Consider the following 24,897-nt stretch of genomic DNA (forward strand, 5'->3'; position numbering starts at 1 on the left):
TACCTCTTCATCTGAGCGTTTACTCCTCTGTTTGTAAAAAACCTACCCCTGTGAGGTAGGGAGCAGGGAGCAGGGAGCAGGGAGCAGGGAGCAGGGAGCAGTGAAGTCAGAAGAGGTAAGAGGTAAGATGGTAAAAATTGTTTGTACCTCATTAGACTAAAAAAAAATAGATTGTTCGATGACCAAATGGCTTCTTGATGCGGTCTCTCATGCTTTTGGGGCTGTGTGGGGAAGCAAGTTGGGCACGCAGCCCCGTGAAAACCACGCCAGTGAGCTCTTGGGGGTTACCCCCAAAACCTCACTGCATCGCTCTTCCCTGATCCGAAGTTCCCTATTCCCTATTCCCGACTCCCTACTCCCTACTCCCTACTCCCTACTCCCTAAAACCTAGGACGAAAGTACCTCACCAAATGCTATATTATCGGTAGTAAAATTCAAAATCTTTTAATGCTGCTACCCTGGCTCGATTAAAATTATAGTGATAGCCCAGTTTGCGTTTCAGGGAATCCCAAAACGTTTTCTGTGTTTTCTCATGAGAAGCATCCAGATGTTTCTTGACTTCATTAATCCTGTCCCAGCTAGAACTTCTGCTAATAGTCAATCCAGCCTTAGCAGCCGCCAGTCCTAAGATAATGCCTTCGCCACCATGAATACCTTTTAACTCAAAATAGCGCCCGATCATACCCCATTGTTTAATAAATTCTTTTTCTTTGCCACCATCTCTAGAAACAAACACTAAAGATTCTCCTATATAAATTGCCTTGTCTAATGGGATATCTAACTTAGAGGCTATCTGTTTAAGGGGCTTTAATCTTTCCGGATTATACTTTTCTACATGCTTGACAAGATTTGCTTGATGTCCTGCTGTAATTCCGGGCAATACTTCAATGGTTTCAGGTAAGCTACCTACAATCCTGGTGTCAGCATCAATTTGTATGGCTACACTAAACCTTGACAAAGCCTTCTCAACCTCAAAACGTTTGTCATGATAACAATGAAGAATTCCTGTTTGCTGGTGTTTAAACGCTGAAACGTTCTTACAGTTATTAAAATCGTTGACATCATCTGTGGCAACTATTAATAATTTTCCTGGAGCATACTTTTCTAAATCTCCTGCTAGTTTTTTGGCAAGAGAGCGATACTTACTACGGAGAGCTAAAGTACAGAAGCAAAAATCTTTTTCTGGCTTAATCATAGTCTTCTCCAAAAACCGTTTTTTTCTTCCTATCTCTGGGTGCGCCTTCCCTTGGCGACAGAACATCGCCCCTTGTCGCACCACTTTCTCAATCCAGAGTCTGAGCTGAAACTTATCCAGCTGATTTTCCGACTGCCAATCACCATGTAATGGCTTCAATAGTCGTGGCTGAAGCTATAGTCTCAACCTCTAGCTACCTGAGCTATCTCAGGAGAGCTTACTTATATAATTCCCAGAAATATAAAGCTAGTCACAGTATTGATAGCAAAAGTCCCATCAATCTGGACTATCAGTCGATTAATAGAGGTTGACAAATTAAATATTGTATGTATCGAACAGATGCGGGGAAAGTTTTTATGGAAGATTGCTGCCGCTTTTGTGTTCCCGTAGCGGCTCCATTCGCGTAGCGTGGCCCAAAGGCCAAGGAGCATCGAATTTCCCCCACGGCCTAAGCTAGCTAATCCCTGATCTCGAACTCGGCTACAACAAGGAATAGCATTAACAACGCCAGAAATCTGGCGCTAATTTCTTACCAAAGATAGCGCAGCCTTGAAAAAAACCCAGCCGTAACCAGTCCACCTTTAAGGTGATAATTAGATCTGAGATCACACTTGTCAATGTATCGCTAAATGTATACCAGTTTACGGCTTAAGTCGTTTAGTGATAGTGACCACAACCACAGAAGTCAAAATAGATTTCCGTTTCAAATACGCTTGAGCAAGCTTAACCCATGAGTATCAGTGCCACAAGTATTAAATAGATTGTAGGTAGCACTCAACTGTTTCACCTGCTTAGTTTGTTTTGGACTAGGTTGCCAGGGTTCAGGATTAGTGTAGGCATAGTAAGTTTCAACACCATCAATGCCTAAGTTGGCTATAGCAGCAATTAACTCATCTGCTGACTTACGGTAACGGGCTGGATGAGCCAACACTGCTAAACCACCAGCCTGATGGATAGCATCAATCACTGCACCAGCTTCAGCATCATTACCGGTCGGTGCGATGCCAGTGAAATAGCGCTTTAAACTAGGATGTTCTGGATCAAAGGCATAACCGAGGATATGAACGTCATCATTCAGGAGGTTGGCGGTAATTTCGACACCAGTCCAGAAGTGGGGTAATGAATCACAGAAAGATGACTCCTGCTGCCATTTTTCTATGCAAGCTTGAGCAACTTGATAACCACCAACGGAGTGGTGATCGGTGATGGCAAGTCCCTTAAGACCAATGGTAATTGCTTGCTTGATCAACTCTTCCGGTTTGAGCCGACCATCAGAGTAAATCGTGTGCATATGGAAATTGTAGCGATAGGGACAGCTATCAGGCTCAATCATTTCCCAAACTTGGCGGAGAGCTTGTTGATTTTTTGCTGCTATCTTAGGTGAAGCAGACCCTTGAGCAATATTGACTACCATAGATACTTACTGTAATGACTATTGGTTGATTGACCAGATTGGATCTGCAGCCGCGAAATACTTTTAAGGGTCTAGGCCAATGGTTAAATCGCTCTAGGTTAAATCGCTCTAGGTTAAATCGCTCTAGGTTAAATCGCTCTGTGCTTCTGACCAGCGTATGAAGCGCCCCGACTTGAGCACGGAAGCTGTCAACTGCCCCTGGTGTACCTAATCCCGAATTCCATTAGCCTAAAACCTAGAATAAAAATAAATAGAAATACGCGGTACGAGTTTTCACTTGTTAACATAACCATAGCAAACTTAATACTTTATCGGTGTTGGCTTAACTACTTAAGCTTTACCTAACTCTCCTCCTTACTTAGTTCCAGAAGGAGATTCGATTCTAATTGCCATGGCCAATTTCTGAGTTACGAGTCTTCCAAGCTAGTTCCAAAATCTTAGTCCAGCGCTTTTGCACTTGTTTTTGGGTACACTTGAGAGCTTTGGCAATTTCTTGATCACTCTTTTGCGCCTGTTTCAGGGGCAGTAACGCTAGCTGTTGGCTATCGAGTTGAGCCACAAAGATATCCCACTGCTTCGATGACATCCCTAGTTTTTGATCCAGGTCTGCTCCTAGCCATTGGTGTACCAATTTCCACTGAGCTGAACGAGAGAACTTTTCTACATGGTACTTAAAGCGCTGTTGTAGATAATCCCGCTGACGGGGTGTTAGACCCATGATTTCGTCAATCTCTGGTGCAGCCAGGTCTTGCAGCTTTAGCACTAGATAATCAGCACAGTCATTATGACCGTTAGACTCTAGGTATTTGATCAACTCAGAGATAATGCGATCGCGTAAAACAGCATCGCTGGGGTCAATGGTTTTCTCAATCAGGTTTGAGCGTACCTGTTGTACAGTAGCTGAACGGTTGTGCTCTTGGGCTTCTTCATCCCTACCATACTCCACAGCCTGTTCAATATCCACAGGGGTTTCATTAGGCTGACGTCGGGAAAAGCTTTGTGCTCTGAGTACAATCAACTGCTGGCTACCGCGACCACGTAGGGTAATGCGTCGCTTAGCATATTGCTCACTAAAGCCCATGTACTCTGCTAGTTCTAGCTGGGTACGGGGAGTGTAGTCACAATCGACAGGATTTTCCCGGCGGAAGGCTTTGAGGCACTCAGCGTAAAAGTCCTGTAAAAAGTCCTCAATCAAATTGTATCGAGCAGAAAAGTTTAACTGAGATTGGGACGGTGCCACATGGCGATAAACCATGGTACTCAGGTTACTATGGAGTTCCACACGACCCTGCCGAGAACCTAGTTTGTAGTATGACAGACATTTGTGCAGTCGGTGACGTGCTAGATTTAACTTCCAAGTATCAATTTCACCGGAATTCTGGATGCGATCGCTCTTAGTACAAATCCGTTCTACCTCCAAGGTGATCCGGTGGGCAACCGCTTGAATACTTCTGGATTTAGTTCCAATTTCCGACTGGAGTTCCTCCACTAAGACCTGGGTCAAGTTTTGGGTTTGATGATCTAGAGTAATTTCCGGAGCCTGATTATTAGTAGCGGAATTTTGATTATTAGTAACAGTTTTGACTTGCATGGTATTGCCCCCAAAAATAGATTCACAGAATTGCCATGAAACAAGCAACAGAGGAAATGTGTGTGAATGTGATCTACAAACCTTGGAGTGGTTCGCTGTCCTTTGTCCTTGTCCACCCTAAATGTAGACTCGTGAGTCTAGCCCTGGTCGGGTGAGTGTGTGACTACTCTAAGCTGACTAGTTGTGACCCCCAGCACTCCTGTAGTTTCCGTCGGATTACCTAAGGCTGAAATCCTTACTAGATATAGCGTTCAAGACTTTCCAGCATCAAGCTGATTCAGGATGACCAAAACCTGAGCAGTGGTCAATCCAGAAACTGACTGAACTAGTGATGACTTTTCCGTAAACGACTAAGGTTTTGTTGTAGTCAAGTGGTGCTTAATACTCTCATTACCCAACCTGAGCTGACTAGTTAATCACTAGCTAAAGCACTACCTAAATCCAAGCGTACGCTTCCTCCCATCCCAAACCCTGCCGCACCATCATCGGTTCTGAACCAGTCAGGTCGAGGATAGTTGAGACTTGAAATCTCGCTTCTAAGTCATTGTCCACAATGATGTCTACGAGACCATCGAGAGCATCAAATAGTTTAGCCGGTTCCAATCCCACCGTTGGAGTGTCACCATCCTGATTCGGTAGATGAGCTGAGGTAGAAATAATTGGATGACCTAGAGCTGAAAGCAACGCCTGACAAACGTTATGATCTGGGACTCGGATACCAGTAGTTTTACGATTGGGACTCATCACCAGCTTAGGTACTAACTTGGTTGCTGGTAACAAGAAGGTATACGGTCCCGGAATCAAATGCTTCATAATCCGGTAAGCTGGATCACTTACCCGAGCATATTTAGCAATATTGGACAAAGACGAACACAAAAACGTCAGGGGTTTATCATTGGATAGTTGCTTCAAACGCCTAACTCGTTGCACTGCGGACTTCACATGTAAATCACAACCAATCGCATAGACAGTGTCAGTGGGATAGAGCATCACTGCACCATCTTGCAGATACTCTCTTATTTTCTCTATTCGACGTATTTGAGGTGTTTCCGGATGGATAGTATAAATAGTAGCCATAAATATTGTTGAATTCCTCAATATTGAATTGCTAAAGCCTAACCTTGGGAAAATTCACCAAGGCCAGACATAGACACGGTTCTGCCAAAGGATTAAAAACTACTGCCACCTAAGTGTGTTGCCAGTTTGGGGTTTTCTGACTCAGATGTCAGTATAGTTAGCCAGATCTTGCCAGAATTCCCTGATCTAGACCGAAGCGGGTTTATAGGGGATGAATTGCTTCAAATCCTTTTATCTGAATCAAATAGTCTTAATCAATACGATCTAGAATGACAAAGCTAGCTTACTTAGATTGTCCCACTGGAATTGCTGGTGATATGTGCCTAGGAGCACTAGTTTCTGCGGGTGTACCGTGGGAATATTTAGTGGAAAAGCTAGCAGCACTCGGAATTGAGCAAGAGTATCACTTAAGACTTAGCCAAGTACACCACAATGGTCAGTTGGCAACCAAAGTTGATGTAGATTTACTAGATCAAAACTATAAGCATGATCACCATCAACAGGAACACGGCCATGAACACCACCATCAACACGGCCATAAACACCACCATCAACACAGGTCAGGCATAACAGAGATCAATACACCTGAGCAGAATCATCATCATCATCCCACACGACACTTACCAGACATAGAAAAATTAATTACAGCAGGAAAATTACCCTCAAGAGTATCCCAGTGGACTCTTGCTATCTTCCGGAAACTAGCAGAAGCCGAAGGAGCTGTTCATGGTATTTCCCCAGAAAAAGTTCACTTCCATGAAGTAGGCGCTACTGATGCCATTATCGATATAGTTGGTACTTGCTTAGGCTTAGATTGGCTAGGAATTGACCAAATCTATTGTTCTCCACTGCCCACTGGTGGTGGGACAGTATGGGCAGCTCATGGTCGGCTACCGGTGCCAGTACCAGCAGTACTGAAATTGTGGGAATCCCGTCAGGTGCCAGTTTACAGCAATGGGATTGAGCGGGAATTAGTAACACCAACGGGAGCAGCTATTGCGGTTACCTTAGCCACTAGCTTTGGTTCACCACCAGCAATGACTATCCAAAAAATAGGTAATGGTGCCGGTTCTCGACAATTACCCATTCCCAATATGTTGCGATTGTGGATTGGTGAATCGTCAGAAGCCGTCAATCTTGGCAAGTTTAAGGTTAAACCGTCAAACTTACCCCCACAAACCCTACACCAGTCATCCCTTTCTGCTAACTCTTCTTCTGCTAACTCTTCCCTAGAAACTATCTCAGTGCTAGAGACTCAAATTGATGACCTCAATCCTCAAGCCATTGGCTATGTATTCCAAGAGTTATTTAACGCTGGTGCTGTGGATGTGTTTACTCAAGCTATTGGCATGAAGAAATCTCGACCAGGTATCCTGCTCAGTGTCATCTGTCATCCTCAAGATCTAGACGCCTGTCAGGCAGTATTATTCCGAGAAACCACTACCTTAGGCGTGCGACGTCTGACTCAGCAACGAGCGATCTTACCTCGGGAAATCCAGCAGGTACAGACTAAGTATGGCCAAATTAGTGTGAAAGTGGCTTGGAGCGATCGCTCACCTCACAAAACAATTATGAATGTCCATCCAGAATACCAAGATTGCGCTAAGTTAGCCAAGGACAATAACTGCTCTTGGTTAGAAGTACATCACTTAGCACTCTCCACTTGGTATTCTCAACATGGAGCAAAGGGAGCAGGGAGTAGGGAGTAGGGAGTAGGGAGTAGGGAATTGGGAGTCGGGAGTCGGGAGTCGGGAGTCGGGAGCGGTGCGATCGGTGGAATGGGCATCTTGCGTGGAACTGGCATCTTGCCAGTTTCATGGTTATTTTCGGGCGTGGAACTGGCATCTTGCCAGTTTCATGCTTATTTTCGGGTGTGGAACTGGCATCTTGCCAGTTTCATGCTTATTTTCGGGCGTGGAACTGGCATCTTGAGCAGTTTCATGCTTATTTTCGGGCGTGGAACTGGCATCTTGCCAGTTTCATGCTTATTTTTGAGTGTGGAAATGGCATCTTGCCAGTTTCATGCTTATTTTTGGGCGGGCAGGATGCCCACTCTACTGCTATTGATTCCAAGACAGGAAAATTAGCCTATTCAACAGGTGCGACCCGTGGCGAATTTAATTATTAATGGTAAGAGCGCACCTAACAAAATTTTATGAATACGACCTCTTTCCACTATTCCCTGTTCCCTATTCCCTGTTCCCTCTTACTTATTCTTAATGCGATTAATTTCCCGTTGCAATTCCTGGATTTGACGCTGCAACTGTTCCGCTTCATTGACTGAGTTGTTCGATGGTGGATTCGAGTCAACGTCAACTGCTCCCTTTTTGGTAACACGTTGATAATTACCCTGACAAATTTGACGATATTCCTCTGAAATTGCCCACTTTCGCAGGTAGTGTATGCGTTCAACTGGAAAGGGATGGCTCAGAAATTGACGATTAATACCACCATTATAGAGTAAGAACTTATAGATTTGATTCAGACTGTCTTGGTCTAGTTCTTGATAATTTTCTGATTGACGGATAAATTCATCAAGACTGCATTCCTGTAGATGCTTAGCACTGCCACCAGACACTTTCATCATCGTTTGCATCACAGTCTTCAGGTCATCTATCACTAGTAAAGCAGCACGGTCAGCGGATAATTCAGCTTTGCGACGCCATTCATAAAAGGCGAAAATTAAGCCAGTGCTGACGATATTCCCTAAGCCAAAGGTCATTTCACTTAACATAGAGGCAGCATTCATTGCCCACATCGCCATCTGAATTAAGATGGTGTGACCGCACTTGATATGTCCTAATTCGTGAGCCAGGATAGTACGGATTTCTGCTTCATTCAGTAAGTCTAATAAGCCAGTGTTGATAACGATGTAAGGATTATCTTGACCTAAAGCATAGCTATTAACCTGAGCGTTTTGACTAACAAATAGGGCTGGTTCGGGATTTACATCTAAATCCCGAACACATTCTCGGAATAAGTGATAAATATTAGCATACTGGCGCGGTCCGACTTGGATACTGTTGCCCATAAGATAGACAAACTGGGGACGCTCGTAAAGAAATTCCACAAACTTACGAGAAACTAAGTCAAAACCAGGGACACTGCGTAAAGCTTGCTCCGCTTGTTGGTCAAGGGGGTGCTTGAAGGCGTCGCTGGAAATTCCGGGATAGGTGGCCATAGTAGTCCAGTACTTTAGTGGTCTATTTCTTTAGGCTTTAGGCTTTAGGCATTAGAGATTAGACATTAGGTACTAGGCTTAAGTCCTAACTAGGTTTAAATACTAGGAATAAGTAATAAACCCAAAACCCAAAACCCAGAACCTAATACCTAAAACCTAACACCTAAATCTGGGTTGTGTCCTTGCCAATTCTTTGATGATTCGTTATAATACTGATATCGGAAGAGTAAAGGAAGTTAGAGGAAAATTAACTTATGAACAAGTGTGTTGGTACTACTGAAGCAGCATCTCTGTTGGGTATTTCTCCTCGACGATTACGGCAATTGATTGACTCCGGTAGAGTAAGGGGTGCTTATAAAAGCGGTAAGTTCTGGATTATTCCCCTGTTCAACTATCTGCCACAAATTACCAAGAAGAACCGGGGACCGAAAGGAACTTGGCGTAAAAGTCGTCCTCCTGCTTTAGCGAAAATTAATGTCAATCGTAATCGGATTGGCTCCAATAACCACAAAAGCCGTGAAGAGCGGCTGCCAGTGATTTCGGTAAAACGAAGTGGCGACAATACCTATGGCAACCAGGTAGAAATCCTCGGTCCGTGTAGGATTGTGTATCAACCGGATAACCCTCTTGATTGTGGAGCTCGTCTGTGGATCGAAACCTTCAGTGATATTCACTTCATCGGTGGGAGTTTTCCGGCCAGTGGTGCTTAGGACAAACCTAAAGGTCGTTTCATCAAAATTTCAATTCAAAAACCACTCATAACTAATCAGAAAATTCCTCAGTTCGATAAAATCAAATCACAATGTCTCTTGAGCTGTATTGTGCATCTATTTGTTGCTGAATCAATTCATTGCATTAATCCCAATTGCCCAGCACCCTACCCTCAGCCAAGGGATAACAACTTTTGCAATGGTTGTGGAGCAAAGTTAAAGCTCAAGAATCGCTACTTACCTCTCCAGCTCTTGGGTTCAGGAGGATTTGCCAACATATACACCGTTTGGGATTTGCGGTCGAATACAGAAAAGGTGCTGAAGGTATTGCTAGATACTAAACCGAAGGTATTGCAGCTATTTCAGCAAGAGGCAGATGTTTTGCAACGTCTGGATCATCCAGGCATTCCCAAAGTTGACCAAGATAGCTATTTTGTCGTCAATCTAGGTCTTGAGCCACAGGACCTGCACTGTTTGGTGATGGAAAAAATCAACGGTTCAACCTTGGAGCAAATGCTCACAGATCATCCTCAGGGATGTCCAGAGATATTAGTGCGGGACTGGCTCTACCAGGCAGCAGAAATTTTACAGGTCTTGCACAGTTGTGGAGTGATTCACCGTGACATCAAACCGTCAAACTTAATGCTGCGGGAAACCACGGGAGAGCTAGTGGCGATTGATTTTGGGGGAGCTAAACAATTGAGTGTGGGTTCTGAGTCTTCTCAGAACGATTCGACTCGGTTGATTACTCCAGGTTACTCTCCACCGGAACAGATAGCTGGTGCAGCAATTGGACCCGCTGCTGATTTCTATGCCCTGAGCCGAACCATGATTCATTTACTGACGGGTATTGAGTTGAAGGATTTACAAGACCCAGTAACTGGTGAATTTCGATGGCGAGAGCAGGCAGTGGTAAGTCATGACTTGGCGGACTTGCTGGATGAAATGCTCAGCGTAGTACCCCAACAAAGACCAACAACTACGATTGAGATTCATCTGCGTCTAGGTATGACTCCTAGCACTAGTTACCAACCTATCCCAGCACCAGTACCTTCCTCAGCACCAGTGTATTCGTCTCAAGGAAATCAGGTAGCTGCTCTGGGGTTATCTAGCCGTAAACTAAGACAATCTGTGACAGGCTTGACTCACTCGATCACATCCGTAAAACATTTATTTTTAGCAGTAGTGATCACCATCGCACTAGCCTGTCTCGATAGTGCCTGGGAGATGTTCCTCGGAGCTTTTGGGGGAGTTTTTTGTGCAACGGTTGGGTTTATGGTATTGAATTGGACAAGTCTTGGGGAGAAAGTGACAAATTGGCTCTCTGGGGAACTGTCTATGATCTTGCCTTCGCTACAAATAACAATGTGGCAAGAAATGCTATTGTTTGCGGCGGCTGGCTTAGGTACAGCTTGGGGGTTGACGGCTGCAAGAGGCTTTGGTCAGCAGCGGCGTTTTTTAGTGGCAGGGATAATGGGTATTTTTGGTTATAGCCTGGGATGGTTGATGTGGCAGGCAACGGTACCTACGCTATTATTGCTGTCTTATGTACCTGACCAGGGGTTGCTGCCATGGATTACTGCGGTTACAGTAATGCTCCTGGTACTAGGATTAGGGCTACCCAGTCATAATCTTGTTCATGCCTTAGTGGTGGCAGCAGGAACTGGTGGCGTATTTGGGGGTCTAGTGTCATCTGATCTATTGCCAGCAGGATTTGTGGTTAATATCTTTTCCTTTTCTAGAACCGGTAAACTGGATTTCTATCACCCGATGACTTTTTTTGCTATTTTGGCTATATTACAAGGATTTTGGCTAGGGGTGAGTTATTACCTGCTAGTGCCAGTAATGCGTTGGTTTGGCTGGCGTTAAGGGAATAGGGAGTAGGGAGTAGGGAGTGGGGAGTAGGGAAGTTGGAAGTGGTAAAAAATTATGTGTATCTAATAGGTATGAGCAAAGCTATATTCGGTTTTATTATGGTTTTCTAAGCTAGATATCACGTAATTTTAACGGAAGAGTCTGATACTTAAGATTAAGTCCGGTAGAGTAGTTATCCTTGAAGGGTATTGGTTAATTAACAATTTTTCGTTAAATAGTAAATTTCTTTCGGACGCTTTCTTGATTAGAGGTGATTGAGATGACTAACACTATAGCACGTTGGGAATTAACTAAGGCTCGTCTTATAGGCTCTGGTGCTTTTTTATTGGGTATATTGCTACCAACTACTCTTTATGGCTTACCTGCTAAGACGATTGAAATCGGTAATGGTAAGACTGTGTTTAATCGTGCTCCGCGTTTAGTTAGGGCAGCTACGAGCTTTACTAGAGTAAGGGTGCCAGCAACGTACCAATTCACCCTCAGATTACCGGAAGATGCTGGAGAGTCTTTGCAAGCTGTAACGATTACCCAGAATAAAACTAATATCGAGAAAGTCAAATTTGATCCGAGAAAGAGTCGTGCATTTGTTGGCGATTCTTTTGCTGGTGGCTCATCCCTGACTTTGGCTAATATTGGGGGAAGTGAATCGTCTAACTCGGATCAAGTAACTGTTGTGTTTGATCCACCGGTTGCTCCTGGTGAAACCATTACAGTTTCGGTTAGAGCTAAGGAAAATCCTGAGTTTAGTGGTTCTTATTTATTTGGAGTCACGGCTTTTTCCACTGGAGACAATAGCCCTGGTTTATTCCTAGGTAGCCGTAGGTTGTTTTTTGATGAGTTTGGAGACTAAGGGATAAGTGTCGATGTAGGGTGGGCAGTGGATGACACCGAGCAGCTGGGTTTTAGCTGTTGGTAACCACTGCCCACCATTGGATTAATTACTTGCAGCCAATTGAGCAAATAATAGCTTAATCGGAATAGTTAAAACTGGAGCTGAAGCCTGATCAGAAAGAACGACAGTAATGATTATAATGCTTCGATTATGACAGTGCCACCTTCCACAGCTTGAATCCGCAAGTCGTAGCCGTAAAGTAAGCTCATTCCGACCAACGGATCAGTTTCAGTTTCATTGACAGGAATGCTTTGGTATTCACCATCCCAGATTACAGTTGCCGCATATACCTCAAAGGTGGCTTCGCTACCATCACCCAAAGTTCCTCGCTCAACTCCAGTCCAAGGCAAATTTAGGGCAATGATGGTTTGGCGGGGCAAGCTTAAGAAACCTGTATAACCAGTATCAATAACAGCATCAATCACTCGCCTTTGGGCATTTTCATTACCAACGACTAGCCGAATCGTTGCCTCACAGTTTGTATTTACCACACCGTACATCATACATGTTGTTTGAGGCTCCGTGCGCCGAAACGGTGAACAGCTCGATGCCCAATCCGAACAATCCAAGGCTGGGCATTTGGAAGTCGCTCAAACAAACCATTTGTAGCACTGAGAATATCATCAGCCAGCTCAAAGTCGCCAGTTTCAATGTCAATCGCTACGATTCTGCCATGATTGCCTGCTTCAACCAAAGGGCGTACTTTAGTCTGATAGATGTAATCTCCATGCCTAGCAAATTCTTCTTTGCTATAGCGAGGTTGCCGAACTACCATTGGTTTGACCTCTGTTCAAGATTAACGCAGACTATGATTATAGCCTGAACTTAATGGGTGCATCTCACAGTGGTAAATCTATAACTTAGGGAACTCGAAAGCTGAAGTCTGATCAGAAAGAACGACAGTATGGAAAAGCGATTGGCCGTAGGCCACGCTACGCGATCGCATTTCTGATCCCAGTCACCTGATCGGAATAGTTAAACACAGGAAACTTTAGAAGATGGGGAGTCATATCAGCAACTGGCTCCCCTTTTTACTGGCTGCATAGCTATTTACTAAAATTATAAACTTGTGGACTTAACCTATTTTATAAATCCTAGAAATTGCTTTCAGTAATTTTAGTATTAATCTACCCATAATCCGCTATTTTACTATACAATTTACTACACTGAATACCATGACAGCAACGAGAGCAGTGATCTCTTTTTGATGAGATGGTTTTTAGGATTAGTCTAGAAGTAAAAAATAGAAATGAGCGAACCAATAGCTGACTATGACAATCCTTGGAAAGAAGCATTACAAGCTTATTTCGATTCATTTTTGCAGTTTTGTTTTCCCCAAGTTCACACTCTGATTGATTGGAATCAGACCCCCCAAGCCCTTGATACAGAATTACAGCAAATAGTTGGTGCTGCTGAGTCAGGAAAAAGAATCGCTGATAAATTATTCCAGGTGTGGCTCTGTAGTGGAAATGAAACTTGGGTATTGATTCATGTAGAGGTACAAAGCCAAAAAGAATCAACTTTTGCTAAGCGAATGTACCAATATCATTACAGGGCATTTGACCTGTACGAGAAACCTGTGATTAGCTTAGCGGTATTGGGGGATGAGAATGCTTCTTGGTCTCCATCGTCCTATGAATATGGCTTGGGAGGTTGTCGCCTGAGTCTAGAATTTCCGATAGTTAAATTACTGAACTATCAGTCAATGTGGCAGGTGTTGGAATCGAGTACTAATCCCTTCGCAGTAGTGGTGATGGCTCATTTGAAGACCAAAGCTACCCATAAACAACCGATGGAGCGCAAGCGATGGAAGTGGTACCTGATTCGGAGACTTTTTGAACGAGGTTATAGTAAAAACGATATAGTGAAACTGTTCCAGTGTATTGACCAAATGATGGCTTTACCGGAAGAGTTAGAACTGGAGCTGAATCAAGAACTTGAACGTTATCAGGAGGAAAGACAGATGCCTTTGATTAGTCGAGTGGAAGAAAGGGCAATGAAGAGGGGTCTGGAACAAGGACTTCAAGAAGGACTTCAACAAGGTTTTCAAGAGACAGTGGTTAAAATTTTACAAAATCGGTTTGAATCGGTATCACCAGAATTGGTGGCAGCGATTAATTCAATAGAAGATATCTCTGTGTTGAAACAGTTGATTGATCACTCTCTTAAGAGTAAATCCCTTGAGGAATTTGAGCAGCTCTTGGCACAACATCAGGTTAGTCAGGACAATTGAAGAGTAAGGAGACGGGCAAGATGCCCGTTCCACGCCTGATGCCCGTTCCACCAAGATTACCATTCCACCCACCGGGTCAAACAGCTTTAATCAGATGCACCCAACTTGAACGTTATCAGGAGGAAAGACAGATGCCTTTAATTAGTCGAGTCGAAGAAAGGGCAATGAAGAGGGGTTTTGAAAAAGGATTTCAACAAGGATTTCAACAAGGACTTCAACAAGGACTTCAAGAATATCGGGAAGGCTTACAAGAGACAGTAGTTAAAATTTTACAAAATCACTTTGAATCCGTATCACCAGAATTGGTGGCAGCGATTAATGCCATAGAAGATATCTCTGTGTTGAAACAATTGATTGATATCTCTCTTAAGAGTAACTCCCTTGAGGAATTTGAACAGCTATTGGCACAACATCACTCCCGACTTCCTACAACTCAATGGAATAATGATCTTTAGCACCTTCTCCCGGACCCTGAGTCCACCGTGAATCAGGTTTCCAAGCACCATTGGCTTCTTCCCGGCGGCGAGTGTAGACAGTGAGCTGATTACCTTCAAATGTCAGTAGATTATATTGCCAGGGATAACCAGTTCTTAGTTCAAGGGTGGGTGCCCCAAAGGTGCCAGCACAAATTCCATCGAGTTTTCGCCCATCTGGACTGAGGTCGTAACGGAAAAGACTGGTTTCAGCTTTGTGGATATGTCCGTGGAGGAAGAAGCGGAATTCAGCAACGGCTAGTTGTTCGATGAATCCTTGGTCGGTAATCCTATCGCTTCCAGCACTATTGAGGGGATGGTGCCAAACCGCTATTTTCAGGCAGTTGTGGTAGTTTGGATTACCGCGAATCTCTCTGAGGGCGTTGGTTAGAGCACCTGAGTGAATGCTAGCACGGTCTTTGAAGTGGTGATCCAGTTGCCAAGCGGAGTTTAGTCCTAGAATCAGCAAGTTTTGGTCTGGGAAATGGTGGATAATGGCTTGCTGGTCATAGTCGAGGGGATAGGGTTCAGTTTTGATAGCTTGATAGAATTGGCTGAAGTGGGCAAACCGTTGTTGGTATTTAGCTTCATCTCGGACTCGAATCACCTGATCAGTGACTTTGATGTAGTCACCGTCTTGGAGTTTATCATGGTCTTTTGTGCGATCGCGTAAATCATAAGCATCCTCTGATAGTGTCCAATTGAGGTCATGGTTACCGGGAACTAGAACAATTTGCTTCGGGTCTAGGGGGAAGTCTTGGCGGAGGTTGTGGAGAAACTGTTGTGCAGCCTGGTATTCTTGTTCAGTGGAATAATTCGCGATATCACCGGAGAGGATAAGAGCATCAAGGTGAGGGATTTGAAGGTCTTGGGCCAGGTCTTGGGCGAGTTGGTTTGACCAACGGCTAGCTTGATCAGGGGTGGTGATGTGGAGGTCCGAGAGGTGGAGGATGTATGTGGTTTGATTGGTAATTGGTTTAGGAGTATTGGGTTTGGGAGTAGGTTTGGGACGATAGGTTGGGTTGTAGACTTGGTAGCGCTCTTGAATGGCGTTAATGATATTTATAATTCTCTTAAAAAGATCTTTATCATTAGTTGCTGCAAATTCTTCGTTGTTCAGCAGATTCATTAGTTTAGGAATCGTGGCTTCTGTCCCGATTTTTTTCAGAGCATTTGCCGCACTCCTACGCACCCAAGAGTTGTCATCATGCAGCAATTTAATTAAGGGGTCGATGGTGGCTTCTGTCCCGATATTTCTCAGAGCATCTACCGTATTTACCAGAGCAGCTGCCGCACGAATACGCACCCAAAAGTTGTCATCATCCAGTAATTTAATTAAGGGGTCGATGGTGGCTTCTGTCCCGATTTCTCCCAGAGCATCTGCCGCACTCATACGCACATTAGAGTTGTCATCATCCAGCAATTTAATTAAGGGGTCGATGGTGGCTTCTGTCCCGATTTTTCCCAGAGCAAATGCCGCACTCATACGCACCCAATAGTCGTCATGATCCAGCAATTTAATTAAGGGGTTTATAGCGGCTTCTGTGCCGATTTTTTCAAGAGCAAATGTCGCACTCATACGCACCCAAGAGTCGTCATAATCTAGGCATTTACTTAGCTCAGGTATCGCTTTTTCTGATCCAGTTATTCCCAACAGCTCAACCTTAAGTAACTTCGGAATCTCTAACCGAGCCACCAACCCGACAGTATCTTCCTGAAACTTGGGTTTTACTGCTCCTGCTAATCTGGCTCCCAATTGCCCATCCACATCTAACCCTAACCTTACCACCCGGTTTGCTTGCTTTTTATTGTCTACCAATTGTAGCATTAGCACCAGAGTTTCTGTCCATTTCAAATAATTGAGATAGTTCTGTTGCAGCTGCTGATCACTAAGACGTGGTAATTGCTTCAATAAATATTCTGCTGTATAGTATTCTTGGATCAGTTGGTGTCGAAACTCAATCAACTCTCCTGATTGTTGAATCAAGTGATGGTTGAGCAAGTCATCAAGCCAAGTCTTGGCGTAAACATTAGGATTAACAACAGCTTTCTTAAGTAGATAATTAGTTAAAATTTCTTCGGCTTTGGTCTTGGTAATAGCAACGTTGATCTCCTCGGGTTTATCAGGGTTATCCCCTGTTGTCATCACAAACCCTAACTGTTGCAGCAGGTCAGGCCAAAATTTTCTTGAGTTATTATCGGAAACCTTAACATCTTGCTTGATTTCCTGAGAATAGGACTGGGTAAAGAAGCGAAACACTAAACCGAGATTAGACGGTATCTTACCTCTAGACTTAAATAGGGAACATAGCATCCACAATAGTAGGGGGGTTTGCCCAAACTCCCGTAAGCGATCGCCCAATTGGTTAAGCATCTGCTCTCCCTGTTGAGGCAAATACTTGCGGACAAACTCCGACATTTGGTCTGCACTCAAAGGTTGCATTTCCAACTTCTTCTGAATCCCCAAGTCACCACCAACTCCTAAATCCCTGGTGGTGAAAATCATGGGAGTAGTCTTCTGGTAATCCTGCCGAAACTGAGTCAAATCGGAGCGTGCTGCTTCTGACGGTAGCTCGTTCACGCCATCGATCAGTAACCAGAATTGCCCTTTAAACAGTAGTCTTTCGATCTCCTCGGTGGAGTCGAGCCATACACCATGGCGTTTCAGAAAATTCCGCACTAACTCCAGCACCGATGTCTGGTAATATCGCAGTTCCACCAGCACCGGAATTTTCCCTTGTATCCCCTCATCTGCCAGCAATTGCACTAAGGCTGTGGATTTGCCGGAACCCGGACGTCCCACCAGTAATACATGGTCATCAGCATACTTGCGCAATCCTTCTAGGATAGGCAAGCGTTCAGTTTCTTCTCGATTTTGGTTTCTTTCTGGCTGCTCCGACTTGATGGTTTGCACCATTAGGTCAAAGTTGAACAATCCAGGGGTCTGTTGCTGCTTGCGCTTGCGGCCTTCGACATCGCTCGGGGTATAAGCTTGCCACCTTTGGGCGTAGGTGTTACGGATTGATGCTAGATAGGGATCCCAAGTGACCATGTTGAAGGTTGAAGGTTGAATGGGGTTAAAGGTTGTTCGCGTAGCGTGGCCAAAGGCCAAGGTTAAAGGTTGAAGGTTGAAGGTTGAAGCAGAATGCGTTCGCGTAGCGTGACCAAAGGTCAATCGCATGATTGTAGAGGCACTATTGAAGTAGAGTGCGATCGCGTCTGTGATAGTAGCAAACTGGCTTGATGCCAGTTCCACCAATTAGTTGTAGAGGCACTATAAACTAGTATGCGATCGCATCTGTGATAGTAGCAAACTGGCTTGATGCCAGTTCTACCGATTAGTTGTAGAGGCATTATCGGAATAGAATGCGTTCGCGTAGCGTGACCAAAGGTCAATCGCATTATTTCTAGACTGTAGCAAACTGGCAAGATGCCAGTTCCACGCCTGATGCCCCCAGCAAACTGGCTTGATGCCAGTTCTACCGATTAGTTGTAGAGGCATTATCGGAATAGAATGCGTTCGCGTAGCGTGACCAAAGGTCAATCGCATTCTAATTCCCTACTCCCTACTCCCTACTCCCTATTAAAATTAAAGCGAACTAGAATCAAGACTTGCGGCTTCACCAGGAGTTTCAGGCAAGTGTATACCACACTCTTGCTTAAGGCCATGAAAACGGGTATCCCGTTCATCCTGATCATCAAAGGATAAAGGTCGGCTGGAATGCCAATCACCGACGGTTGTATAACCCTCATCAAACATAGGATGATAGGGTAAATCATGAGCGGTGAGATACTGATAGATATCCCTAGAGTTCCAGTTAAGAATTGGCAAAATCTTATACTGCTCTGCCTGCTTGTTAACCCAGCCCATAGTCTTGCGGTGGTCAGTCTGTTGCTTGCGCAATCCTGCTAACCATCCCGTTGCCTTCAGTTCCCGCAAAGCGCGCTGCATTGGTTCCACCTTGCGGATCTGGTCGTAGCGGTTGAGGGATTCTACATCCTGCTTTTCCCAGAGTCTGTCATACAACGCTTCCATCCGTGCTGGACTCATGGCAGACTGGTACACTTTCACATTCAAGTTGAGCCGTTCGATCAACTCCTCGGCAAATCGATAGGTTTTCACCGGTAGGTAGCCCGTATCTACCCAAATTACTGGTATATCTGGCACCACAGTAGTGACCAAGTGCAGCATGACCGCTGACTGGATCCCAAAGCTGCTACTCATCACTAAGCCATCACCAAAGGTTTCAGCTGCCCATTCTACGATTTTGGTAGGGCTAGCCTCAGCAAGTTGCTGATTCACTGCTTCCAAATCCAGCTCAATTTGGTTTGATGTTACCCCGGTCATGGGGTCTGACTGCTGAGATTGAGGCTGCTTTGTTTTCCCATTCCCATCGAAGTGATCACGGCTTTCGATAGGTGCAGCCTGTTGATTTCCAGAAGCTTGATCAGAAGCGATCAGATTCAGTCGCGGCATGGTGGTAGTGTCTTGTTTGTACTCTGGATATATTGCTATGGTAGTTTATTCGTGAATAATCTCTTTGGGGAGAGGCAAGAGGCAAGAGGCAAGAGGGTGGGGAGTGTGGGAAGTGTGGGAAGTGTGGGAAGTGTGGGAAGTGTGGGGAGTGTGGGAAGTGTGGGGAGTCAGATCAGCAACGGTTGTGTCCCCCCCTTAATAAGGGGGGTTAGGGGGGATCCCTAGTTTCCACGGAGCTTTGAAAGTGCAGATGCCGGTAACCCAAACTCTTCCCCCTGTTCCCTGTTCCCTGTTCCCTGTTCCCTGCTCCCTATTCCCTGCTCCCTGCTCCCTGCTCTTAACTAACCGCTGGAACAACTGATTCACTAGCTGTTACTGGTTTACTGGGTACTTTATTACTAAATGTAAGCCCCTGATCTCCACAATCAATGAAAATGGTATCCCCTTCGATAAACATATTTTCTAAAATCTTAGTAGCAATGGGATTTTCTAACTCCCGCTGAATTGCCCGCTTTAAGGGACGAGCACCATAGACGGGATCATATCCAGCGTCGGTCAGATAATCTTGAGCTTGCTCGGACATTGCCAGGGTAATCTTTTGCTCTGCCAACAGCCGCTCAATCCGTTTGAGTTGAATCCCGACAATTTTCCGCAATTCATCCCTGGTTAGGGTATGGAATATGATCACATCATCGACCCGGTTCACAAATTCTGGGCGAAAATGCGATCGCAAGGACTCTGTCACTCGTTTGCGCATTTCTTCATACTTGGAATCATCCCCAGCTACTCCCAAAATATGCTCACTGCCAATATTGCTGGTCATGACAATAATGGTATTCCGGAAATCGACGGTTCTGCCTTGGGAGTCGGTAATTCGTCCGTCGTCAAGTACCTGTAACAAAATGTTAAATACATCCCGGTGTGCCTTTTCCACCTCATCGAGCAATACTACTGAGTAAGGACGCCTACGCACGGACTCTGACAGTTGTCCTCCTTCTTCATACCCTACATATCCTGGTGGGGCACCTACTAACCGAGAAACTGCGTGTTTTTCCATATACTCGGACATATCAATCCGCACCAGAGCTTCTTCACTGTCAAACAGAAACTGTGCCAGTGCTCTAGCTAATTCAGTTTTACCGACCCCAGTTGGTCCCATAAACAAGAAGGAACCAATGGGACGCCCGGGATCTTTCATCCCTGCTCTAGCGCGACGAATGGCAGCAGCTACAGCGGAAACGGCTTCTGTTTGCCCAATCACCCGTTTATGTAAATGTCCTTCGAGCTGTAATAACTTCTGGCGCTCTGATTCCAGCAATCGCTTCAGGGGAATACCGGTCCATTTAGCCACAATTTCGGCAATATCGGATTCACTGACTTGTTCTCGCAACATAGCAGTACCCCCGGATTGGAGTTCCAACATCATACTCTCTTTGGCTTCCCGGTCCCGCTGTAAAGCTTCTAATTTGCCATATTTTAGCTGGGCTGCCTTATTCAGGTCATAATTCCGTTCTGCCTGTTCCACTTGTACCCTTAAGTGTTCTTCTTCCTCTTTTAAGGCACTGATGTCTTGTAAAAGTTGCTTTTCCGATTGCCATTGTTTATTGAGTTGTTCTTGTTTTCCCCGTAAAACCAATATTTCCTTTTCAATGCGCTCTAACCGTTCTTGGGCAGAACTATAGGTGGCGGTGGTGGTACTAGTTCGCTTATCTTCCCCTTCTAGAGATAACTTTTCCATTTCCAGCTGCATCAGCCTGCGGTCAGTCGCTTCCAATTCCACTGGCTTGGAGGTAATTTCCATTTTGATTTTGGCTGCGGCCTCATCTACCAAATCAATGGCTTTATCGGGTAAAAATCGGTCAGTAATATAGCGCTGGGATAAGGTAGCTGCTGCTACCAAGGCTGAGTCGGTTATATTAACCCCGTGATGGACTTCATAGCGTTCTTTGAGTCCCCGCAAAATCGAAATGGTGTCTTCTACAGTTGGTTGCTTAACATAGACTTGCTGAAACCTACGTTCTAGAGCAGCATCCTTTTCAATATGCTTCCGGTATTCATCAAGGGTAGTTGCTCCAATACAACGCAATTCTCCCCGAGCTAGCATTGGTTTGAGTAAATTCCCTGCATCCATAGTGCCACCGCTAGCACCAGCTCCGACTACGGTGTGCAATTCATCGATAAACAGGACAATTTGACCATCTGAGTGGGTCACTTCCCTGAGTACAGCTCTAAGTCGGTCTTCAAATTCCCCCCGATATTTAGCACCTGCAATCAAGCTGCCCATATCTAAGGAAATCAGCTGGCGGTTTTTGAGGGATTCTGGGACATCCCCATTCACAATTCGTTGGGCTAGTCCTTCTGCGATCGCAGTTTTTCCTACCCCTGGCTCTCCAATCAACACGGGATTATTTTTCGACCGACGAGAGAGCACCTGAACCACCCGACGAATTTCCTCATCCCGACCAATCACTGGGTCAAGTTTTCCGGCTTGAGCGGCTTCGGTCAAATCCCGCCCGTATTTTTCCAAGGCTTCGTAACGGGATTCGGGATTTTGGTCTGTGACCTTTTGAGAGCCTCGGATGGCTTTAATGGCCTCTTCGAGCTTGGCGGCATCCTGGTTATAGGTTTTGAGCAAGCGGCGTCCTACCCGTTCATCCACCGCTAAACCCAGTAACAGATGTTCTACTGCAATATACTCATCCTCCAAAGTCTTGCGATAGGCTTCCGCATTATCGAGCATCACATCCAAACCACGACCCAGGTACAATTGGTCTAGGTTAGCGACTTTAGGTTGGCGCGTCGCAAAATTTTCCAGTTGTTGCTGAAACCGGTTAACATCAACAGTGACACGGGATAGAATCCGATTGGGTAGCCCATCTTGTTCCAACAATGCGATCGCAACGTGTTCGACTTCCAGCTGTTGATTTTTGCAGCGACGGGCGACATCTTGAGATTTAACAATCGCTTCCCAGGCTTTATCAGTAAACTTGTTGGCGTCAGTGGGCTGCATATCCTACAACAAATCTCGCTTTTTTACCATCTTATGCTGTGGTTAGTATAGCAATCCCTTTTACTCTCTATCCGGAAAGTCGGGTTTTAAATTAATCAACGGTAGATTTTGATCAATCAAAAGTTTATCAAAGGTTGACGGTTAGGATTGCCATTCACGGTAGGGTGTCTGGATCAATCCCCATTGTTTTAAGATAATCCGCTAACCGTTGAGCTCGTTGATGTTCCTGTTGTGCTCGTTGATATTCCTGTTGAGCTCGTTGATGTTCCTGTTGTGCAATTTGCTCTGGTGTCAATAACCGATTTCCAAGGTAATCGTACCAGTATAACCATTCTCGTTGCCATCCCTGGTATATCCCTTGTTCTCGTCCAATTAACAAGCCTAGTTCTGGTATCTCTATCAGTTCACCGGATTGTCTGATATATTCCCCGTCTACCAAGCGATACACTTCAAAGGGCTCATGCTTATCCCGTCGCCAATGGTGGGGGTTATAAATGGTGTAATTGAGTACTCCTAGTTGAGCGTATTTTTCCAGCTTCTGGTCATACTCACCCCCTGGGGTTTGAGAAACAACTTCTAACACCCATTGGGGAACGATATAATTTTCTTCCCATAGGACATAGCTGAGCCTTCCCTTTGCACTCTTACGTCGCACTACCCCCAAACTTAGGAAACCATCAGGGACAATAGCCGGTTCTTTAGGTTTATAGTAAACTCCCATGTTGACCCCTAGGAACCAATCTTGGCGCTCTGACCACAGCCAAGATAGTACTGCTCTTAATAGAGTGGGAATTAGGATTTGTAATTCATTATCCACAGGGGTATCGTCGGAATCTGGTAGCTCTTCTGCAGAGGGTAAATACTGCAATGGGTCATACTGTATCATGGTTGGTTTCCGAAGGGGATACTCACGAGAAGAGGACTAATGTGCTCTGTATGCTGTCGGTGTCATGCCGGTAAATTGTCGAAACTTTTTGCTTAAGTGGCTGTGGCTGTTGAACCCACACTCTAAGGCAATGTCTACAATTAATCGGTCTTTTTCTTTCAACAACTGCTTCGCCCGTTCTACCCGTTGCTGAATCAAGTATTGGTAGGGAGACATGCCGATTGACTGCTTAAATAGACGGCTGAAGTGAAATTGGCTCATGTCTAGCAATCGAGCTAATTCTGCCAGTTTAATATCTTGATCTAAATGTGTATCAATATAATCTATAATTCGCTGGAGTTGACGCAGGGGTAAGCCACCCTGGTAAATTGGCAACTGAGGTTTGGTAGCTGCGTGCTGCCTCAGTAAATTCACTGCCAAGACGTTAGCCAAAGAATCAATATAAAGTGTGCTGCCTGAAGATTCCTGTTGAAGTTCAGTAAGTAGCATGATTGCGATCGCTTCAATCTGTGGATTGCGAGTCCGAAATTCAGGCAGTAATTCTAGCCGATCGGGATTCTGTTCTAGGGTTTGGCTAGCAACGCTTTGAATAAACTGAGATTTAAGCCGAATCTGCAAGTAATTATCATCACTGTCCCACCGAGCAAAAAACGGTGTCTTGGCAGGGGTAATGGACATGTCTCCTTTTTTATACAGCCCTGTGTAGGTTTTCCCGGCCTGAATTTGCAGCAAGCGAACGGGACGAGGAGCAAGGGAGATAGAAAGGGTATGTTCTTCATTGTAATGACAATTTCCCTCTCCAGCAGGATGTTGGAAGTGTTGGACTCGAATATTTTCCCAGGATTGAGTTTGGCGAGACTTCTGGGATAAGTCATTTGTTTGAGGCTGTTGGATAGCAGGATTTTTCATTATCCAACTCCAGTGCGTCTAGTTCTGATCTAAGCTATCAGCTATCAGTTATCAGCTATCAGCTATCAGCTAATGGGCAGGTTACTTGATGTGGTTATGGGCTAGGAAGCTTTTGAATCTGAGTTATGGAAAGCTAACCGCTGACCGCTGACCGCTGACCGCTGAATGCTTTAGTTCTGATTATATTCAGGTTGGGCTAGTTTTCAGCAAAAACGTGAAAATGGATCGCAAGATTTTGATAGTACCACAAGAACTAGACAGCTTAGCATCAATCGCCTTTCTAAGCTGTAAGGGTGATTGTTAAGCAGAAAGTATCAAGAAGATGAATATACTTATTTTTGGTTCAACCGGTGCTACAGGTCGTCAGGTTGTGGAACAGGCTCTTGAGCAGGGACACAGGGTCACGGCATTTGCACGGAATCCCGCCAAGCTAGATATCAACCACACAAATCTCAAGGTTGTTCAGGGGGATGTTATGGATCTGCCATCAGTGGAGAAGGCGGTCCAAGGTCAAGAAGCAGTGGTGTGTGTACTCGGAGCAGGTCAGAAGATGACAGGGACAATCCGGTCAGAGGGGACACAACAGATCATTCACGCCATGGATAAAGCAGGAATCCGACGCTTTATCTGCCAATCAACCCTTGGAGCCGGAGATAGTTGGGAAAATCTGAACTTTTTCTGGAAGTATATCATGTTTGGATTCCTGTTACGGAACGTGTTTGCGGATCATCAAAGGCAAGAGAACTATGTTTTCCAAAGCGGTCTAGACTGGACAATTGTTCGTCCTGGAGCCTTTGTAGATGGGAATCGCACTGGCAACTACCGACACGGCTTTCCAAGTAACGATAAGACATCAAAACTCAAAATTTCTCGTGCTGATGTTGCTGACTTCATAGTGAAGCAACTTGCAGATGACAAGTATATTCACCAGACACCAAGTTTGTCGTATTGAAGTAAGTATTCAGCGGTCAGCG

24 protein-coding genes are annotated in these 24,897 nt (G+C 44.9%); 10 read left to right on the forward strand and 14 right to left on the reverse strand.

Going from position 1 to position 24,897, the window contains the following annotated elements; translation table 11 throughout:
• Positions 1–178 precede the first annotated feature (178 nt).
• On the forward strand, positions 179–391 hold the full coding sequence (locus BJP37_RS29815) for a hypothetical protein (protein WP_075904306.1): 213 nt from the start codon (positions 179–181) through the stop codon (positions 389–391).
• 27 nt (positions 392–418) lie between these two features.
• Here the strand turns inward: BJP37_RS29815 and BJP37_RS29820 are convergent, their stop codons facing one another.
• The 4 genes from BJP37_RS29820 to BJP37_RS29835 form a co-directional block, all read right to left on the reverse strand.
• Entirely contained in the window at positions 419–1,195 is a 777-nt protein-coding gene (locus BJP37_RS29820) for a hypothetical protein (RefSeq protein ID WP_070396970.1), read from the reverse strand.
• A gap of 703 nt (positions 1,196–1,898) precedes the next feature.
• A complete protein-coding gene (locus tag BJP37_RS29825) occupies positions 1,899–2,609 on the reverse strand; it encodes a PHP domain-containing protein (RefSeq protein WP_075904308.1) in 711 nt (236 codons plus the stop codon).
• Between the two features lie 382 nt (positions 2,610–2,991).
• Positions 2,992–4,200 carry a HetZ-related protein gene (locus BJP37_RS29830; RefSeq protein WP_075904310.1) on the reverse strand — a complete coding sequence of 403 codons (1,209 nt, stop codon included), beginning with the start codon at positions 4,198–4,200 and terminating at the stop codon, positions 2,992–2,994.
• Positions 4,201–4,635: 435 nt separating this feature from the next.
• Complete coding sequence (locus tag BJP37_RS29835) at positions 4,636–5,277, reverse strand: L-threonylcarbamoyladenylate synthase (RefSeq protein ID WP_075904312.1); 642 nt, start codon at positions 5,275–5,277, stop codon at positions 4,636–4,638.
• 269 nt (positions 5,278–5,546) lie between these two features.
• On the opposite strand from BJP37_RS29835, the gene larC reads away from it, so the two are divergent.
• Entirely contained in the window at positions 5,547–6,986 is a 1,440-nt protein-coding gene (gene larC / locus BJP37_RS29840) for a nickel pincer cofactor biosynthesis protein LarC (protein WP_075904314.1), read from the forward strand.
• On the opposite strand, the gene BJP37_RS44050 is transcribed toward larC, so the two are convergent.
• Positions 6,950–7,081, reverse strand: coding sequence for a hypothetical protein (locus BJP37_RS44050; protein WP_269087088.1), 132 nt, complete (start codon positions 7,079–7,081; stop codon positions 6,950–6,952). The two genes, larC and BJP37_RS44050, sit on opposite strands and share 37 nt — an antisense overlap.
• A 42-nt stretch (positions 7,082–7,123) precedes the next feature.
• On the opposite strand from BJP37_RS44050, the gene BJP37_RS29845 reads away from it, so the two are divergent.
• Positions 7,124–7,405: a hypothetical protein gene (locus BJP37_RS29845; RefSeq protein WP_143727862.1), complete on the forward strand. Its 282-nt coding sequence runs from the start codon at positions 7,124–7,126 to the stop codon at positions 7,403–7,405.
• 78 nt (positions 7,406–7,483) lie between these two features.
• Here the strand turns inward: BJP37_RS29845 and BJP37_RS29850 are convergent, their stop codons facing one another.
• A complete protein-coding gene (locus BJP37_RS29850) occupies positions 7,484–8,458 on the reverse strand; it encodes a M48 family metallopeptidase (protein ID WP_075904318.1) in 975 nt (324 codons plus the stop codon).
• 254 nt (positions 8,459–8,712) lie between these two features.
• On the opposite strand from BJP37_RS29850, the gene BJP37_RS29855 reads away from it, so the two are divergent.
• The 3 genes from BJP37_RS29855 to BJP37_RS29865 all read left to right on the forward strand — a co-directional run bounded on the left by BJP37_RS29855 (position 8,713) and on the right by BJP37_RS29865 (position 11,893).
• The gene (locus tag BJP37_RS29855) at positions 8,713–9,168 is read left to right on the forward strand and encodes a helix-turn-helix domain-containing protein (protein WP_075904320.1); all 456 of its coding nucleotides are present in this window, start codon (positions 8,713–8,715) and stop codon (positions 9,166–9,168) included.
• A gap of 111 nt (positions 9,169–9,279) precedes the next feature.
• Complete coding sequence (locus BJP37_RS29860) at positions 9,280–11,037, forward strand: serine/threonine-protein kinase (RefSeq protein WP_075904322.1); 1,758 nt, start codon at positions 9,280–9,282, stop codon at positions 11,035–11,037.
• 265 nt (positions 11,038–11,302) lie between these two features.
• Entirely contained in the window at positions 11,303–11,893 is a 591-nt protein-coding gene (locus tag BJP37_RS29865) for a DUF2808 domain-containing protein (RefSeq protein WP_075904324.1), read from the forward strand.
• A 176-nt stretch (positions 11,894–12,069) separates the two neighbouring features.
• Here the strand turns inward: BJP37_RS29865 and BJP37_RS29870 are convergent, their stop codons facing one another.
• Together BJP37_RS29870 and BJP37_RS29875 are read right to left on the reverse strand one after the other, a co-directional pair.
• Complete coding sequence (locus BJP37_RS29870; protein ID WP_075904326.1) at positions 12,070–12,438, reverse strand: clan AA aspartic protease; 369 nt, start codon at positions 12,436–12,438, stop codon at positions 12,070–12,072.
• On the reverse strand, positions 12,435–12,710 hold the full coding sequence (locus BJP37_RS29875; RefSeq protein ID WP_075904328.1) for a hypothetical protein: 276 nt from the start codon (positions 12,708–12,710) through the stop codon (positions 12,435–12,437). The genes BJP37_RS29870 and BJP37_RS29875 overlap by 4 nt, the downstream gene beginning before the upstream one ends.
• Positions 12,711–13,184: 474 nt before the next feature.
• Between BJP37_RS29875 and BJP37_RS29880 the strand changes: the two genes are divergently transcribed.
• Both BJP37_RS29880 and BJP37_RS29885 read left to right on the forward strand, forming a co-directional pair.
• Positions 13,185–14,168 (forward strand): RpnC/YadD family protein, encoded by a 984-nt coding sequence (locus BJP37_RS29880; RefSeq protein WP_075904330.1) that lies wholly within the window; start codon positions 13,185–13,187, stop codon positions 14,166–14,168.
• A 20-nt stretch (positions 14,169–14,188) separates the two neighbouring features.
• Complete coding sequence (locus BJP37_RS29885) at positions 14,189–14,623, forward strand: hypothetical protein (RefSeq protein ID WP_081431378.1); 435 nt, start codon at positions 14,189–14,191, stop codon at positions 14,621–14,623.
• Here BJP37_RS29885 and BJP37_RS29890 read toward each other — a convergent pair.
• The 3 genes from BJP37_RS29890 to BJP37_RS29895 form a co-directional block, all read right to left on the reverse strand.
• The gene (locus tag BJP37_RS29890) at positions 14,595–17,897 is read right to left on the reverse strand and encodes a HEAT repeat domain-containing protein (protein WP_229415489.1); all 3,303 of its coding nucleotides are present in this window, start codon (positions 17,895–17,897) and stop codon (positions 14,595–14,597) included. The two genes, BJP37_RS29885 and BJP37_RS29890, sit on opposite strands and share 29 nt — an antisense overlap.
• Positions 17,898–17,972: 75 nt before the next feature.
• Positions 17,973–18,191 (reverse strand): hypothetical protein, encoded by a 219-nt coding sequence (locus tag BJP37_RS37770; RefSeq protein ID WP_143727863.1) that lies wholly within the window; start codon positions 18,189–18,191, stop codon positions 17,973–17,975.
• Between the two features lie 39 nt (positions 18,192–18,230).
• Positions 18,231–18,989 (reverse strand): phosphoadenylyl-sulfate reductase, encoded by a 759-nt coding sequence (locus BJP37_RS29895; protein ID WP_198954344.1) that lies wholly within the window; start codon positions 18,987–18,989, stop codon positions 18,231–18,233.
• A gap of 193 nt (positions 18,990–19,182) precedes the next feature.
• Here BJP37_RS29895 and BJP37_RS44055 point away from each other — a divergent pair, with 193 nt between their 5' ends.
• Positions 19,183–19,317: a hypothetical protein gene (locus tag BJP37_RS44055; protein ID WP_269087089.1), complete on the forward strand. Its 135-nt coding sequence runs from the start codon at positions 19,183–19,185 to the stop codon at positions 19,315–19,317.
• A 138-nt stretch (positions 19,318–19,455) separates the two neighbouring features.
• Here the strand turns inward: BJP37_RS44055 and clpB are convergent, their stop codons facing one another.
• The 3 genes from clpB to BJP37_RS29910 form a co-directional block, all read right to left on the reverse strand.
• Positions 19,456–22,128 (reverse strand): ATP-dependent chaperone ClpB, encoded by a 2,673-nt coding sequence (clpB, locus tag BJP37_RS29900; protein ID WP_075904333.1) that lies wholly within the window; start codon positions 22,126–22,128, stop codon positions 19,456–19,458.
• Positions 22,129–22,282: 154 nt separating this feature from the next.
• Positions 22,283–23,014, reverse strand: a complete 732-nt coding sequence (locus tag BJP37_RS29905; protein ID WP_075904336.1) for a Uma2 family endonuclease — start codon at positions 23,012–23,014, stop codon at positions 22,283–22,285.
• Between the two features lie 36 nt (positions 23,015–23,050).
• Entirely contained in the window at positions 23,051–23,923 is an 873-nt protein-coding gene (locus BJP37_RS29910; RefSeq protein ID WP_075904338.1) for a helix-turn-helix domain-containing protein, read from the reverse strand.
• A gap of 322 nt (positions 23,924–24,245) precedes the next feature.
• Between BJP37_RS29910 and BJP37_RS29915 the strand changes: the two genes are divergently transcribed.
• Positions 24,246–24,875: an NAD(P)-dependent oxidoreductase gene (locus BJP37_RS29915; RefSeq protein WP_075904340.1), complete on the forward strand. Its 630-nt coding sequence runs from the start codon at positions 24,246–24,248 to the stop codon at positions 24,873–24,875.
• The last annotated feature ends 22 nt before the right edge of the window (positions 24,876–24,897 follow it).

The organism is Moorena bouillonii PNG (assembly GCF_001942495.1).
Lineage (GTDB): Bacteria > Cyanobacteriota > Cyanobacteriia > Cyanobacteriales > Coleofasciculaceae > Moorena > Moorena bouillonii.